General features: G+C 42.6%; 13 protein-coding genes and 1 tRNA gene. 10 read left to right on the top strand and 4 right to left on the bottom strand.

All coding sequences use genetic code 11. From position 1 onward, the window contains the following. Nucleotides 1-12: 12 nt before the first annotated feature. The 3 genes from dnaG (at nt 13) to ACFSJY_RS01575 (ending at nt 4,476) form a co-directional block, all read left to right on the top strand. On the top strand, nt 13-1,782 hold the full coding sequence (dnaG, locus tag ACFSJY_RS01565; protein ID WP_386030400.1) for a DNA primase: 1,770 nt from the start codon (nt 13-15) through the stop codon (nt 1,780-1,782). A gap of 124 nt (nt 1,783-1,906) precedes the next feature. Then, entirely contained in the window at nt 1,907-3,760 is a 1,854-nt protein-coding gene (gene rpoD, locus ACFSJY_RS01570) for an RNA polymerase sigma factor RpoD (RefSeq protein WP_386030402.1), read from the top strand. 101 nt (nt 3,761-3,861) lie between these two features. Further along, entirely contained in the window at nt 3,862-4,476 is a 615-nt protein-coding gene (locus ACFSJY_RS01575; protein WP_386030404.1) for a hypothetical protein, read from the top strand. A 20-nt stretch (nt 4,477-4,496) separates the two neighbouring features. Here the strand turns inward: ACFSJY_RS01575 and ACFSJY_RS01580 are convergent, their stop codons facing one another. Together ACFSJY_RS01580 and ACFSJY_RS01585 are read right to left on the bottom strand one after the other, a co-directional pair. Then, entirely contained in the window at nt 4,497-5,897 is a 1,401-nt protein-coding gene (locus tag ACFSJY_RS01580) for a sigma-54-dependent transcriptional regulator (protein ID WP_386030406.1), read from the bottom strand. 1 nt (nt 5,898) lies between these two features. Next, complete coding sequence (locus tag ACFSJY_RS01585; RefSeq protein WP_386030408.1) at nt 5,899-7,209, bottom strand: HD domain-containing phosphohydrolase; 1,311 nt, start codon at nt 7,207-7,209, stop codon at nt 5,899-5,901. Nucleotides 7,210-7,309: 100 nt separating this feature from the next. Between ACFSJY_RS01585 and ACFSJY_RS01590 the strand changes: the two genes are divergently transcribed. Next, on the top strand, nt 7,310-7,858 hold the full coding sequence (locus ACFSJY_RS01590; protein ID WP_386030410.1) for a heme NO-binding domain-containing protein: 549 nt from the start codon (nt 7,310-7,312) through the stop codon (nt 7,856-7,858). After that, entirely contained in the window at nt 7,825-9,300 is a 1,476-nt protein-coding gene (locus ACFSJY_RS01595; protein ID WP_386030412.1) for a sensor histidine kinase, read from the top strand. The genes ACFSJY_RS01590 and ACFSJY_RS01595 overlap by 34 nt, the downstream gene beginning before the upstream one ends. Here the strand turns inward: ACFSJY_RS01595 and ACFSJY_RS01600 are convergent. Beyond that, a complete protein-coding gene (locus ACFSJY_RS01600; protein WP_386030414.1) occupies nt 9,297-10,130 on the bottom strand; it encodes a hypothetical protein in 834 nt (277 codons plus the stop codon). The genes ACFSJY_RS01595 and ACFSJY_RS01600 overlap by 4 nt on opposite strands. A gap of 267 nt (nt 10,131-10,397) precedes the next feature. Between ACFSJY_RS01600 and ACFSJY_RS01605 the strand changes: the two genes are divergently transcribed. From ACFSJY_RS01605 to ACFSJY_RS01620, 4 genes are all read left to right on the top strand, one after another. Next, on the top strand, nt 10,398-11,183 hold the full coding sequence (locus ACFSJY_RS01605; protein ID WP_386030416.1) for a DUF1194 domain-containing protein: 786 nt from the start codon (nt 10,398-10,400) through the stop codon (nt 11,181-11,183). Continuing rightward, nucleotides 11,170-11,607, top strand: coding sequence for a hypothetical protein (locus ACFSJY_RS01610; protein WP_386030418.1), 438 nt, complete (start codon nt 11,170-11,172; stop codon nt 11,605-11,607). Before ACFSJY_RS01605 ends, ACFSJY_RS01610 begins: the two co-directional genes overlap by 14 nt. Nucleotides 11,608-11,771: 164 nt before the next feature. Then, a tRNA-Ile gene (locus tag ACFSJY_RS01615) sits at nt 11,772-11,848 on the top strand. 241 nt (nt 11,849-12,089) lie between these two features. Further along, nucleotides 12,090-12,851: a hypothetical protein gene (locus ACFSJY_RS01620; protein WP_386030420.1), complete on the top strand. Its 762-nt coding sequence runs from the start codon at nt 12,090-12,092 to the stop codon at nt 12,849-12,851. Between the two features lies 1 nt (nt 12,852). Here ACFSJY_RS01620 and ACFSJY_RS01625 read toward each other — a convergent pair whose 3' ends face one another. Continuing rightward, on the bottom strand, nt 12,853-13,092 hold the full coding sequence (locus tag ACFSJY_RS01625) for a VF530 family protein (RefSeq protein WP_386030422.1): 240 nt from the start codon (nt 13,090-13,092) through the stop codon (nt 12,853-12,855). A gap of 489 nt (nt 13,093-13,581) precedes the next feature. Between ACFSJY_RS01625 and ACFSJY_RS01630 the strand changes: the two genes are divergently transcribed. Beyond that, nucleotides 13,582-16,395: a bifunctional aconitate hydratase 2/2-methylisocitrate dehydratase gene (locus ACFSJY_RS01630; protein WP_386030424.1), complete on the top strand. Its 2,814-nt coding sequence runs from the start codon at nt 13,582-13,584 to the stop codon at nt 16,393-16,395. The last annotated feature ends 80 nt before the right edge of the window (nt 16,396-16,475 follow it).

Consider the following 16,475-nt stretch of genomic DNA (forward strand, 5'->3'; position numbering starts at 1 on the left):
TTACTGAGTGTTATGGCCGGCTTGATTCCAAGACAATTTATTGATGACTTACTTGCTCGTACCGATATTGTCGAGCTAATAAACAGTCGTGTTCCTCTCAAAAAGGCCGGTAAAAACTATCACGCGTGCTGTCCTTTTCATACCGAGAAAACCCCCTCATTTACGGTAAGTCAGGACAAACAGTTCTATCATTGTTTTGGCTGTGGAGAGCATGGCAACGCAATTTCATTTTTAATGGAGTACGACCGGCTTGATTTTGTCGATGCTATTGAGGAGCTAGCTTCACTTAATGGCATGGAAGTCGAACGTGAAGAAAATCGCCAAACGCCAGAACAACAGCGCAAATACCAACAAGCACAGCAACAAAAGCAAGATGACTTTCACATCATGGAGCAGATTGCCCGTTTTTATCAACAGCAGTTGCGCGTCGCTCCAGATAAAGACACCGCTATCGATTATTTAAAAGGACGTGGACTGAGCGGTGAAATTGCAAAACGCTTTGGTATCGGTTACGTATCAGACGCATGGGACGGCATGATGAATGCGTTTGCTCACAATGGCAGCATTGCCAAACAGCTAATTGATCTTGGCATGGCAATAGAAAGTGATAAAGGTGGACGCCCTTACGACAGGTTCCGCGGCCGTATCATGTTTCCTATTCGCGATAAACGCGGTCGAGTCATCGGTTTCGGTGGTCGCGTACTTGGTGATGCTAAGCCAAAATACCTGAACTCGCCAGAGACGCGTATTTATCATAAAGGCCAAGAGTTATATGGCCTATTCGAAGCCAAACAAGCAAACAAAAACCTTGAACGTATAGTCGTTGTTGAAGGTTATATGGATGTCGTAGCTCTTGCTCAACATGGTATTGAATATGCGGTCGCGTCCCTAGGCACATCGACCACAGGTGAGCAATTACAAACCTTATTCCGCACCGTTAATGATGTTATCTGTTGTTACGATGGTGATAGAGCTGGTCGAGAGGCTGCTTGGCGAGCTATGGAAAACGCCTTACCCTTGATCAAAGATGGCGTTTCACTGAAATTTGTCTTCTTGCCTGATGGCGAAGACCCAGACAGCCTAGTTCGACAGCAAGGGCAGCAGGCGTTTGAGCATATATTGGATTCAGCACAGCCGTTATCAGAGTTTTTGTTTGAAAATCTGATCGCAAAGGTAGATACCAACAGTATTGAAGGAAGGGCTGCACTTGCTGATACGTTCCAGCCATACCTGGCTAAGCTACCAGAAAGCATCCTCAAAGATGCCATCATCAACGAACTCGCCAATAAGTTTGGTACAGGTAGTGAACATTTAGTTAAACAACTGAGTCAAAAAGCACCAGCGAGCCCTGCTCAGCAAGCGGCTAAAAAGCCAACTAGGGCAACCCCCGTTCGCCTTGCTATTGCATTATTGCTGGAAAAACCAGAATTGGTAAAAGCCTTACCTGATACGACAATTTTGCGTCAACTGTCTGTACCGGGAATCGATTTGCTGAACGAAATCCTTGAAATTTGTGCTGCTAGCCCACAGATCAACAGCGCACAAATTATTGAGCAATTCAGAGAGCGCGAACAAGGTGCTCAACTTTCTAAATTGCTGTGTTGGGAACATCAAATAGACAGTGAACATGCTGAAGATGTATTCCTTGATAGTATTGAGAAACTCCTCAATACTCTGGTTGAACAGCGAACGGAATCTCTGCTTCACAACGCTCGATTAGGGCAACTTTCACCGGACGAAAAACGAGAATTACAGGTCCTGCTAAACGAGCAGAATCGCTGACAAAAACAGTAACCAATGTCCCTAAAGATACTGGTTAAATCGCTGGTAATTTTATCATCAACTTGCTAGAATTTACCGCTTAATGTTTAAAATTTGATAGCCATAAATAGGTGGACTTTCGTCAATGGATCAAGCCCCACAATCTAGACTTAAAGAGTTAATAACCAAGGGTAAAGAACAAGGTTATTTAACTTTTGCAGAAGTTAACGATCACCTCCCTCAGGACATCATAGAGACAGATCAAGTAGAAGACATCATTCGCATGATCAATGACATGGGTATTCAGGTATTTGAAAACGCACCTGATGCCGATGAACTAATGATGAGCGAAGCAAATACTGATGAAGATGCTGCTGAAGCCGCTGCACAAGCGCTCGCGACTGTTGAGAGTGAGATTGGCCGTACCACTGACCCTGTGCGCATGTACATGCGTGAAATGGGTACTGTAGAGCTACTTACACGCAAAGGCGAAATTGTTATCGCTAAGCGTATCGAAGAAGGTATTAAAGAAGTACAACGCAGCGTGTCTGAGTACCCGCCTGCGATTAATTTCCTATTAGAACAATGGGACAACTTTGTTGCTGAAGAAATTCGTTTAAGTGACATCATAGTAGGTTTCCTCGACCCTGACGCAGAAGAAGAAGACATCGCAGCTGCGGCAACGCATGTTGGCTCTGAACTGTCTGAAGAAGAGTTAGAAGATGAAGATGCGGATGTTGAAGGCGATGACGAAAGTGATGATGACGAAGAAGAGGCAGATACAGGTCCAGATCCAGAGCTAGCGAAAGAAAAGTTTGACGCATTGCGTGAAGCTTACGAAGCAGCAAACAAAGTGATCGACAAAAAAGGCCGTGGTCATGAAGATTCGCAAAAAGCAATCGACGCTGTCGCTGACGTTTTCAAAGAATTCCGTTTAGTACCAAAAGTATTCGACAAACTTGTGAAAAACATGCGCGACGTGATGGACCGTTTACGTGTTCAAGAGCGTTTAATCATGAAGCACTGTGTTGTTGGTGCGGGTATGCCAAAAGCAACATTCATCAAGATTTTCCCTGGCAACGAAACAGAAATGGACTGGTTCGAAGCACAGCGTAATGCAGGTGAATCTTGGTCAGCTCGCTTAGGTGATATTGAACTTGAAGTTGAGCGCAGCGTAATGAAGCTGAAGCAACTTGAAGAAGAAACGTTCTTAAACGTTCATGGCATTAAAGATATCAACCGTCGCATGTCAATTGGTGAAGCGAAAGCTCGCCGCGCGAAGAAAGAAATGGTTGAAGCAAACTTACGTCTTGTTATTTCTATCGCGAAGAAATACACCAACCGTGGCTTACAATTCTTAGACCTTATCCAAGAAGGTAACATCGGTCTAATGAAGGCGGTTGATAAGTTTGAATATCGCCGTGGTTATAAGTTCTCGACTTATGCGACATGGTGGATTCGTCAGGCAATCACGCGTTCTATTGCGGACCAGGCACGTACGATTCGTATACCTGTTCACATGATTGAAACCATCAACAAGCTGAACCGTATTTCTCGTCAAATGCTTCAAGAAATGGGTCGTGAGCCAACGCCTGAAGAATTAGCAGAGCGTATGGTAATGCCAGAAGATAAGATTCGTAAGGTATTGAAGATTGCAAAAGAGCCAATCTCGATGGAAACGCCTATCGGTGATGATGAAGATTCGCACTTAGGTGACTTTATCGAAGATGGTAGCGGTGAATTGCCGGTTGATTCTGCAACATCTGAAAACTTGAAAGATGCAACACATGAAGTGTTAGCAGGTTTAACAGCTCGTGAGGCGAAGGTACTTCGTATGCGCTTCGGTATTGATATGAATACAGATCATACACTTGAAGAAGTTGGTAAGCAGTTTGACGTAACACGTGAGCGTATTCGTCAAATCGAAGCCAAAGCACTACGTAAGCTACGCCACCCTTCTCGTTCTGAGCAATTGAAGAGCTTCTTAGACGGCGAATAACGTTACTTTTTCGTTAAGACTTTAAAAATCCAGCCATTGCGCTGGATTTTTTTATTATTAAAATCAATACTTAGCGAAAAGAACAATACTGGATTACAATTATGCGCCTCTCCCATTGCTTGCTTTATGCAGCAGCTATTTGCTCTTTCGCGGTCAGTGCAAAAACGACAGAAGTGCCTGACTATGAAATTACCCCCATCGTCGGTTATCGAATGAGTGGTGAGTTTGAAGATACAGAGCAAGATATCACCATAGACTTAGAAGAAGGTACCTCGTTTGGGGCTATTGCGGCATGGAAATTCGATAGAAAGCGCCAAGGAGAGTTTCTAGTAAGCCACTACGAAACTAATTTTGATAGCCCAGGTCTTGCCATTGATAACGAAGACCTATCCATTAGTTATATGCATGTGGGTGGCAATATTTTGTTGAGCGATGGCTTAGTCCCATTTTATTTGTCGGGCGGATTAGGTATCTCCTACTTTTCACCAGATGGCGACCAATTAGATGATGAAACAGCCTTTTCGATGAGCTTAGGTATTGCGAGTAAAATACCATTAACTGACACAACAAAACTCTACATAGGCGGCAGAGCATACGGTTCTTTTGTAGATTCTGATAGTGAAATTTTTTGTGATAGCGATGAATGTCGAATTTTTGTAGAAAGTGATATTTGGGTACAGACTGAAGTAATGGCAGGAATCAGTATCGCTTTCTAACGTGATAGGCGCAGAAGCGCCTACTCTTCCCACTGCTTCATTTTACGATATATCGTGGACGGATTAACTTCCAACATAGCAGCAGCTTGAGTGACATTACCATTGCAAGCAGCAATCGCCTTTTCAATCGCTTGCCTTTCAATTTGATCTAAGGCTTGTATTTCACCACCTTCCGAACTGACTGAATTATTATAAACGTCTGCTGCAGGCGTAACTGTTGATAAGCTCACCGCTGCAGCTTGAGGTGAAGGTACAAAAGTTGATGGTGTTGGCGCATCTACGATAACTTCAGAGAGCATTTCAGCAGACACTTCTCCTCCCAAATTTATCGCAGCCAGCGCATGTATAGTGTTTTCTAGTTGGCGCACATTACCTGGCCATTGATGTGACTTTAACAATCGCATTGCTTCTGGAGAATAGCCAGAGAAGGACTTAGCAAGGGTTTCGCCGAATTTCGCTAAAAAGTGCTCAGCAAGTAAAACAACATCATCTCCTCTTTCTCTTAACGGCGGCAACGTCAATGGCACCACATGCAATCGATAGTATAAGTCTTCCCGAAACTCACCACTGGCCACTGCATGAGCAAGCGACATCGAAGATGCACTTACAATCTGCGCATCAAAAGGCACCGTGTCTAGGCTGCCCACCGGCGCATAGCAGCGCTCTTGCAATACTCTCAGTAATTTACTTTGAAGCGGAAGGGGTAACGTGGTGACTTCATCAAGAAAAATCGTGCCACCATCACCTGAGGCAAATAATCCCTTCTGATCAGCGATGGCGCCTGTAAAGGCACCTTTTTTATGGCCAAACAACTGTGATTCAATCAATTGATCTGACAAATTTGCACAGTTTATTGCGACAAATGGACCACCTTGTTTACAGCCAAGTTGATGGCAAGCATTCGCGATAAGCTCTTTACCTGTACCTGTTTCACCATGAATAAAAATGGGAACATTGGCCAGTGCTGCTTGACCAATACGAGCGAGCAAATTTTTCATACTATCGTGCTCGCCGATGATGCTATGCTGGCTCGACACGTTACTTTTTGGTTGGCCTTTTCCAATAGCTTCGCTAACAACAAGTTGAAGCTCTGCATTTTGCCAAGGTTTTGACATAAACTGGTCAATGACCCCTTGGTTAAAGCCATCCATCACTGCATCAAACTCTTGATATGCACTCAACAAAACACAACGAGTAGACGGCCACCAACCTTTCACTTTAGCAAGCAAGTCAGTACCTTGAATGTCAGGCATCATTTGATCACTGATGACTAAGGCTGGTTGATTATCCTGAATAAACTCAAGTGCTAATCGTGGACTCGTAAAGGTCTCAATATTAGCATCAATGCGCATTAAGCAGCGCTTGATGGCGTCTACAATACCTTGTTCATCATCCACTAAAACAACTAAAGGCAGTTCCATATTACTCTGCTCCGCCATTTTCACTATATTTGCCTAGCGTTGGCCAATTGGCATGAATGTAAATCAATAAAATGTCATTCATACCTCCCTGTATTTCAGTAAGCTTGTCGATGTGTCTCTCGTTGATGAGTGTATTTTCTGACAACAGCTTATGCTGATGTGGGTCGATAATGTCTGACGCCACTATCATACCGTTTTCTAACGCTGACACTAATTTAGGAATTTGGTAATCGTCGTCACTGCTCAAGCATGTCATCATTGACACAAATTGCTCAAAAACATGTCTATCATACTTTTCAGCAATATCTTCTTTTAACAATGAAATAGCTTCATTAGGCGGTACAACCTTTCCCGTAATTTTGCCACTAACTAACAAATCAAAATCGATTAAAATACGTAACACTCTTGCAGCAATAGGGATCTGTTTACCTGATATTTTTCGGGGCGTACCACTACCATCAACATTTTCGGTAATGCTGCCCACAACGTCGGCAAATGGCTTTAGAAATGGCGATGACGACAATATTTGCTGACTATTTTGAAAATAATGATCATATTGCTGGCGTTGATAAACAGACATATGGAACCAAAGGGCATTACTAATTTCATTAGGTAGGCTAGGTATGCCGATACGCTGAAGTAATCCAATCACATAGGCGGCACTTATTTCGGACTCATCAGCTTGCATTCTACGCATCAGCACTTTGGCTTGTGCCGCAATACGCTGGCCATGTCCCCAGGTGTCACCTGATGCATGTGCAACAAGGTTAGCCATGAGATGAAGCATGTCGGCATTCATCTGTTTTAATTGCGTTAGCTTGTGGTTTAAATCTTCCGTTTGCTCACTGGAAACGGATTGCAGTAAATCAACAGCGCGTATTTTTTCAGAGAGTTTTTTGTTGTCTGCCAACAGCAACTTCAATTTGTTACGTTGCAGATTTTCTCTCTTCAGTTCATCAACCAAAAGCGCCAGTTTGTCGAGCAACTCTTGGTTGTTCCATGGCTTATTCAGGTAATAGGAAATATGCCCTTCATTGATCGCTTGCTGTGCTAAATCAATATCGGCGTGCCCAGTTAACGCAATACGTTTAGATTTGTCATTGCTTTTTGCAATTTCAGACAGGAAAGTGCCCCCGTCCATTTTGGGCATACGCATATCGGAAATCACAATATGCGTGGGAGTATGCTTGTAAAAATCGAGTGCTTTTAAAGGGTCAGTAAACTTGTAGATGCGGTAATCCTTGCGCAGCACACGCACTAAAGCACTGAGCACTTCTTCTTCGTCATCCAATAACAACACCGACGGCAACATAATTTAGTCCTACTAAAGTTATAAAGATGAATAACTTGCTATCAAAAACACGAGCATTATAGTTATATATAACAATACTTCGTTTTCAAAGGCTAGTGCAATGAAAGGAGCGGTTTTTGTAGGTTTCTCCGATTTTGTTGAACAAACATACGGTTTAACTACTTGGCTTAAGGCTCTCGACAGTGTGTCGTTACCGTCAAACGGCGAATACATCTCTACTGAAATTTATGAAGATGAAGAGCTTTTTACCCTGTTAGGCGCGATTAATGAGCTCACTTCTGTAACAGCAATAGACCTGTCGAGGCAATTTGGTCGCTATTTTTTTAAGACACTTTACAGTATTACACAGCATCACGTAGCTGATATTGAAAATTTGTTTGAGTTTTTAGAAGCTGTAGACAATGTTATTCACATCGAAGTCAAAAAAGCCGATCCATTAGCGTACACTCCTACGCTACTTTATGATCAACCAAGTGATGACACATTAATCGTGCGCTATATGTCGAAGCGCAAAATGTGTCATTTTGCCGAAGGACTTATATTAGGGGCTGCTGATCACTTTGATCAGCCCGTAGACGTATCACAAATAGCTTGTATGCACGAAGGAGAAAAGCATTGCCTGATCAAGGTAACGAAGCAAGCATCGTAGCGTTGCAGGATGAGATAAAATTATTATCGAACGCATTAAAACGAGAAAGAAGTGTCAACAAAAAGCTTCAACAAAAGCTCGAAGACAATGCGCAAATCAACTACGACAACAATAAGGAATTTGTTGAAGCCTATGAGCAAGCGAGTCTAAGGCAAATTCAACTTCAGTTTTTGTCGACTCTCACCGCCAACATCTATGAAGAACATGATTTACGCGCCTTGGCCAGCATTTACCTGTCCAATATTGCAACCTTCGTCGATATTAAAAAAAGCCTCGTTTTCGAAAGCCTCGAGGGTAATGTCAGTATCAGCACGTTTACCTCTGAGAATGCGCAGTTAAAAGAAATTGACGACGTACAAAATACCGAGCGTGTTTTTAACTATCTCGCTAGCGAACTGTCGCACACACAAGGCTGGTTGAGACTTTCTGAGCAACACACACAGATAGTGGGTACACTACTAGATTGGCAAACACAGTTATCTCCCATTGCTTGCTTGTTAGAAATAGCGGAAGACTTCAAACTTATCGTTGTGCTGGACGCCAGTCATTATTGCTACAGTGAAGATTTCCAACAAACCATGGATATGTCTTGTCAACAATTTCAAACCGCTTTACAAAGGCGTCACGGCGAAATTGAACTGGCTTACAATTACCACTCATTAACGTCTACCGTTGCTGAACTTAAACTAACCCAAAGACAGCTTATACAAAATGAAAAAATGGCTTCTCTTGGCCAACTTGCAGCGGGAGTCGCACACGAAATAAATAACCCGCTGGGGTATGTTGCAAGTAATTTAGAGTCCTTAAAAGAGTATGTAAAAATCTTCGAAAGTGCTTTACCTGAAAAGGTCGACGACCCGGCTATTCAACATGAGCTAGAATTTGCCAAAGAGGACACCACGCCACTTATCGATAGTTGCACCAATGGCTTAAAGCGTATTGCAGATATAGTACAAAGTTTGAAAAACTTTAGTCGCAGTGATAGCAATACTTTGAGTGATGTCGACGTCAACCAAGTACTGGAAGACAGCTTGCAAATAGTATGGAATCAACTGAAGTATCAGCACACCGTCGATAAAAGACTAGATAAAAATCTGCCTCTCATCCACGGCAATGACGGTCAGCTACAACAAGTGTTCGTTAACCTTATGGTCAATGCTGCGCAAGCTATGCCAGATGGCGGAAAGTTAACGATTACATCGGAAACAGACGACGATTATGTTGTGGTCAAAATCAAAGACAATGGCAAGGGTATGTCAGCAGAGACAAAGGCAAAGCTATTTGAACCTTTCTTTACAACCAAAAGCCACTCTGGTGGCACAGGTCTGGGTTTGTCAGTGTCTTATGCCATTCTCGAGAAACATTCAGCAGAAGTTGACGTTGACACAGTGCTCGATGAAGGTACGACTTTCACCATCCGGTTGCGAATTCACCCCGCTTAAAGTCGAGCAAAGCGTTGCGCTGATGGTTTGTAAATATGAAATACCGAGTTTCTTTTGGTCGTCAGGTTGTACTGGCCGGGTTGTCTAAATGAGATAGCCACCTCAACTTCATCGCCTTGAAAGTCTGATTTTTTGTCACAGTAAAAAGTTGCGCTTATTGGTAGCAAGCCTTTTCCCAACTCAACTTCCCCAGTTAGCACTTGTTCATAGTTATATCGGGTTACCACATGAAGTTTTTGGTCTATCACCCGCTTTTGATTGATATCAATACGTGCATAGCAAGAACACAACTTGCTTAATGCATCTTTGCTTTCTGCTTGTGAGTTGCCAGTTAGATAAAACTCAACGCCTACTTGCAACCGACCCTCTACATAACTAGGAAACAAGCCATTTAGCTTGTACATACTCTTCGTTGGCTGCGTAATACCGTAACGGGTGTGGCTGGACAGTGAAAAGCGCGTTTCATTCATGATGAACGATCCTAGATCGTTCATCATTTGCGCCTTTCGATGACTGTCGGGCACTGGGTAAACTCGTGCCACCCAACCCGGAAATAAGTCTCGGTTTTGCGCCGCCTCAATCGCTATCTCATCAGTGTCGATATGATACGGATTAAGAGTACGTAAAATAGAAAGCTCCTTCTCAAAGTGCTTAATTTGCTCATTTTTACCAGAGATGACCGCATTTAGTTGGTCTGCCTTTTGATATTGAAAGAACGAAAATGCAACGGCACCGACAATAATAAAGGCCATAATCACTAGTCGAATAGTTGCCTCGACCTGTGAAGCTTTGCCCCGGTAATATCTGTCTCTTCTGTATCTGTGGCTCATGGCTGTTCTCCTCTTTATAGCAGCGCTGTGAAGCACGCGATATTGATAGTGCAAACAACAAACCAAATATATTTCCATTAATTATCAATGCTTTAACAAAATCCATTCGATATATCGTTGCAAAGTGCAAAGTAAAACCGTGGAAATCTTTGCATATTGCAACGCTGAGGTTCTGTCAAAAACATAACCCTATGTAATCATTAGAGAAAAAATATGGCTGGCGTTATGCAATAGCGTTAGCGTTACAACGAGGATTTGGAGGTAGCTATGAAAAGAATGCGATACAAGCTGTGCTTTCTGGCGGCCATGCTTGCTACTACACACAGCTATGCAATTACCCCTGTCGATGTAGAGCTACAACTTTTAGTCGACATATCAGGTAGCGTCAACAGTACCGAGTATGACCTACAAATGATGGGTTACAGCAATGCGTTTGCTAGCGAAAGGGTTCAAGACGCTATCATCAATGGCACTGAAGGCAGTATAGCCGTACAACTTATTATGTGGTCAGGCAGCGGTAATCAACAAGTCATGATTGACTGGACACTAGTTGACTCTGCTGACGCTGCCCATGATTTGTCCACGGTAATGGCAAACATAGCTCGCCCTTTCTCAGGCTGGACCGCTATAGGCTCAGCCATAGAATATGGTTACCCTTTGTTTGTTAACAATGACTTTGCTGGGACGAAAAACGTTATCGATATCTCAGGTGACGGCACAAACAATTCTGGTATATCACCTGCTGCGGGCTCTGCTGCAGCACTAGCAAACGGCGTGGACACCATCAACGGAATCGTTATTACAACGGACGATAGCGTCATTGACCAGTACGCAGAGCAAGTTGTTGGTGGAGATACCCCTTTCTTGTTGGCCCCTGCAACTTTTAATGACTTTCAGCGGGCCATAGAAAACAAAATTGTCGCAGAAATTCAGGGGACAACGCCACAGGGCGCAGTACCAATACCAGAACCGAACATTAGTTATATATTTTCTGCGGCACTACTGCTTATTTGGTTAAAAAAACAATTTGGAGGTAGCCATGAAGCTTCATGAATTTATCGCAATCAGTTTGTCATTGATGCAGTTTCCAATTTTTGCTGCAGAGATTGAGTATCAAATGGATTTTGGCGTCATCATTCACAATGACATGGGTGAACCGGTTGGTTTCGAAAAAACCAAGAATATTCTAATAAGCAATAAAGGTGAATCATCACTTTTTGGGCTTGTCGTAACAAGCCCTGAAACAGACGAATTTACACTAAGCTCCGTCCATGTATTACCGCCAAGCAACGGCGAAGATAGGCCACGTAAAATGATGGGAAAGCCAATGAGGATAGCAGGAAGAGGCGCTATTTTCATGCGAACAGACAGTCATGACATACCTGGAACCTATGCGATGGAGGTGTATATAAACAACCAGCTGCATCACACCATCGAGTACCATCTCACGACAAAACTGGCGAATAACCAGCTGTAATTTCTCCTCCAGACAAGGATGTCTACTCCTACCTGATTAATTAATAAGCTATTGAGTTGAAAGACGTAATTTTTTGTCCTTGCAAAGGTGACAAGAAAATAAAAAATGCTTATACTGCCACCCGCTTAAACGAAAGCCTTTTCGTATTCCAAGCAATTCTGAATGGCCCTTTAGCTCAGTTGGTTAGAGCACCCGACTCATAATCGGTAGGTCCCCAGTTCAAGTCTGGGAGGGGCCACCATTCACTTCTATATATTGACCGCCATCACAAGCTGATTTTTCGCATATTTTATTCAGGCATTTGTGTGCGATGGCATGTGTTTGTTCCCTTCAAATTTACTCGAAAGAAAAGTTATAGATGAAGCTGACGTGCTTTATATAGACAAAGCCACGGAGCCAAAACTAGGCTACTAAACAAAATAAGTTGAACCAAAACAAAAACATTCAGTCCATAACTTCACTTAAGTTAATGAAGTGTCGTTGTGAAACAAGGAAGTATTAATTACGTTTTTATCTCTGTATTAATACATGGCGTATTAATAGTTGGGCTGATTATTAATGCCCCAAAACTTCCATCGCATGTTGAACATATTCCCTCAATCAAAAGCTACCTTTACTCCCCTCCGATGGCAACTGAAGCCGCTAAGCTGGAAAATGAACTTAATCAGGTCGAACCTGACATTTTGCCCTACGAAGTTGAAAATGAACATTTAGAAAAGACCGAACATGAACAGGATAAAGCCGCAATAAATAATGTTGCTGACACTTCCCTTTCATATGCAACAAAAGAAGCGCAGCCAGCTGAGTCAATCGATAATCTGCCGTCTAACATTCAGACTGATGCTAAACAGATACTCACAAATAAAAACAATCAACAAAAGGTGATAAATCCGCTGCAGCAACTAGAAAGCATTCGCAGCAAAATAAACAGCTCAATCGTTCAGTCAGAAACAGAGTCATTTACTCAACACCGCTCGCTTTCCGGAATGCACCCTAACCCGCCTGCTGTGCCCCACTCAGTTGTACCATTGACACAAGAGCAACAGAAAGCCAAAAACACCACGCAGTATGGTGGAAAAAACATAGTAAAAGGCGACGATGGAACTTGTTTATTGGAGGAAGACCTTACCAGTGTAGGCATAGAGGGTGTGAAAGCAGTATCTAGCTTCAACTGCGGAGAAAGTAAATTCGACGCTAGCTTTCGCCGACATATGGAAAAAGTAAGGAAAAAAATAGGAAAATAATCTATGACTCTTCTGGCCATTGAAAGCCATGAAATACGTTTATATACATTTCCTCTACTTGTGTTCTCGCCCAAGGGGTCCTGCGTAAGAACTTTAAACTGGACTTTATAGAAGGGTCATTGTTGAAGCAGCGAATATTGACTGTGCTGCCCATTCTCTCCCAACCTATCTTTTCAACAAGTTCTGTCAGTATATTTTCTAAAGTTTTGCCGTGTAGCGGGTTGTTGGGTTGATTCTGCATAGGAGTTCTATCAAATTTCTAAAAAAGCAGCTTACTATCCACGCATAATAAACCGGCTGAAAATACTAGTTTACCATTAGTAACCATACAATTAACATCACGACACTCATCACATCAGCCAATAAAGCCCAATGGCTGGTGATCCTTAAGAATTAACCTAATTATAGGTTAACCGGAGTATCACCCCAATCATATTATGGGAAGCTCGATATTTTTTTTGGATAGCTCACGAGACAAATAATTAGAAAATAACGCAGTATTAGCCATACTCAATATAGTTTGGGACGTGCTGGTACAGGTGTAAATAGCTCCTCATCAACCAGTTGTTATACCCACTATAATCAAAATTTCTACCATATATAAACAAGGTGAATAGTGCTTATTTCATCTAATGATTACTCGACATCAAAAAATCAGGTAAAATATGCGCCAAAAATATAATGCTACTGGTTAACCATTAGCTATTTTATTAGTCAAAGTGAGAAAAAAATGAGCTTGTATTCAGAATATTTAGCGGAAATTAAAACCCGCAAAGAAGAGCTTGGTCTTGCGCCAAAGCCAATTGATAGCGCTGATTTATTAGCGGAAATTATCGAACAAATCAAAGATCAAGCGAATGAGCACCGTGAAGATTCTTTAAAGTTCTTCATCTACAACACGCTTCCAGGTACAACAAGTGCTGCTGGCGTAAAAGCAAAATTCTTAAAAGAAATCATATTAGGTCAAGCGACCGTTGCTGAAATCTCAGTTGAGTTTGCATTCGAATTGCTTTCTCACATGAAAGGTGGTCCTTCAATTGAAGTGCTTCTTGACCTTGCATTAAGCGACGACGCAGCTGTTTCTGCGCCAGCTGCTGACGTATTAAAAACACAAGTATTCTTATACGATGCTGACACTAGCCGTTTGGCGGATGCTTACAAAGCAGGCAACGCGGTTGCTAAAGACATTTTAGAAAGCTATGCAAACGCAGAGTTCTTCACAAAACTTCCTGACGTGTCAGAAAAAATTGACGTAGTCACTTACGTTGCTGGTATCGGTGATATCTCAACTGACTTATTATCTCCAGGTCACCAATCTCACTCACGTGCTGACCGTGAATTACACGGTAAGTGCATGATCTCTGAAGAAGCACAAAAAGAAATTGTTGCGCTTCAAGCACAGCACCCTGGCAAAAAAGTTATGCTAGTTGCTGAAAAAGGTACTATGGGTGTTGGTTCATCACGTATGTCTGGTGTTAACAACGTTGCACTTTGGGCAGGTGAACAAGCGTCTCCTTACGTACCATTTATCAACATCGCACCAGTTGTTGCAGGTACTAACGGTATCGCACCAATTTTCTTAACAACAGTTGACGTAACTGGTGGTATCGGTCTTGACCTTAAAAACTGGGTGAAGAAAGTAGACGCTGACGGTAACACAGTTACTGACGCAAATGGCGACCCAGTATTAGAAGAAGCGTACTCTGTTGCAACAGGTACTGTTTTAACTATCGATACCAAAGCGAAGAAGTTATTCAACGGCGCAGATGAAGTTGCTGATGTTGCTTCTGCATTCACACCGCAAAAGCTTGAATTTATGAAAGCTGGTGGTTCTTACGCGGTGACTTTCGGTAAGAAGTTACAAACATTCGCTGCTGAAACATTAGGTGTTGATGCGCCAGTTGTATATGCAGCTGCAAAAGAAATTTCACACGAAGGCCAAGGTTTAACGGCTGTTGAGAAAATCTTCAACCGTAACGCTGTAGGCGTATCTTCAGACGCACCATTACACGCGGGTTCAAACGTACGTGTTAAAGTAAACATCGTAGGTTCACAAGATACTACAGGCCCTATGACATGTCAGGAATTAGAAGCGATGGCTGCTTCTACGATTTCTCCACTTGTTGACGGTGCATTCCAATCAGGTTGTCATACGGCTTCAGTATGGGATAGCAAAGCTAAAGCTAACACGCCTAAGCTAATGGCATTCATGAACGCATTCGGTGTAATCACAGCACGTGACCCGAAAGGCGTTTATCACTCAATGACTGACGTAATTCACAAGGTTCTGAACGACATTACTGTTGATGACCGTGCAATTATCATTGGTGGTGACTCACATACACGTATGTCTAAAGGTGTAGCGTTCGGTGCTGACTCAGGTACAGTAGCAATCGCTCTTGCAACGGGTGAGTCTGCAATGCCAATTCCAGAATCAGTAAAAGTTACCTTCAAAGGTAAAATGGCTGATCACATGGACTTCCGTGATATCGTTCACGCGACTCAAGCACAAATGCTTAAGCAGTTCGAAGGCGAAAACGTATTCCAAGGCCGCGTAATCGAAGTACATATTGGTACTTTATTAGCAGACCAAGCGTTCACATTCACTGACTGGTCAGCTGAAATGAAAGCGAAAGCGTCTGTTTGTATCTCAAACGATGAAACATTAATTGAGTCTATCGAGCTTGCGAAATCTCGTATCCAAATCATGATCGACAAAGGTATGGATAACGAAGCACAAACATTAGCTGGCCTTATTAAGTTAGCGGATGAGCGTATCGCTGGTATCAAGTCTGGTGAAACGCCAGCATTAGCACCAGATGACAACGCTAAGTACTACGCAGAAGTAGTTGTTGATTTAGACACAATCGTTGAGCCAATGATTGCTGACCCTGATGTTAACAATGAAGACGTTTCTAAGCGTTACACGCACGATGTAATTCGCCCTGTTTCATACTACGACGGCAAGCCTGTAGATTTAGGTTTCGTTGGTTCTTGTATGGTTCACAAGGGTGATATGCAAATCATCGCGCAAATGTTCCGCAACTTAGAAAAGCAAAACGGTGGTATTGAATTTAAAGCACCATTAGTTGTTGCACCACCAACATACAACATTGTTGATGAGTTAAAAGCGGAAGGTGACTGGGATATCTTAGCTAAGTACTCAGGTTTCGTGTTTGATGACGATAACCCGAAGGGTGAAGCACGTAAGACGTACGAAAACATCTTATACCTTGAGCGCCCAGGCTGTAACTTATGTATGGGTAACCAAGAAAAAGCTGAACCAGGTGACACAGTAATCGCTACTTCAACACGTTTATTCCAAGGTCGTGTTGTAGCAGATAGCGCGGAGAAGAAAGGTGAATCTTTACTAGGTTCAACACCACTTGTTGTACTTTCAACTATCTTAGGTCGTTTCCCGACTATGGATGAGTACACAGCGGCTGTTGAAGGTATCGACTTAACACGCTTCGCTCCACCAACGGAAGCGATGACAGTACCAGCATCTGGCGCTGTTGCAGTTAAGATTGCAGATCCTAGCTAACACAAGCTAGAGAACAGCTAATTGATACAACGAAAAGGGCTACCGTTAGGTAGCCCTTTTTTTGTTGGGTGCTTTACTTT

The sequence above is a fragment of the Thalassotalea euphylliae genome, from assembly GCF_042682785.1.
Classification (GTDB): Bacteria; Pseudomonadota; Gammaproteobacteria; order Enterobacterales; family Alteromonadaceae; genus Thalassotalea_F; species Thalassotalea_F euphylliae.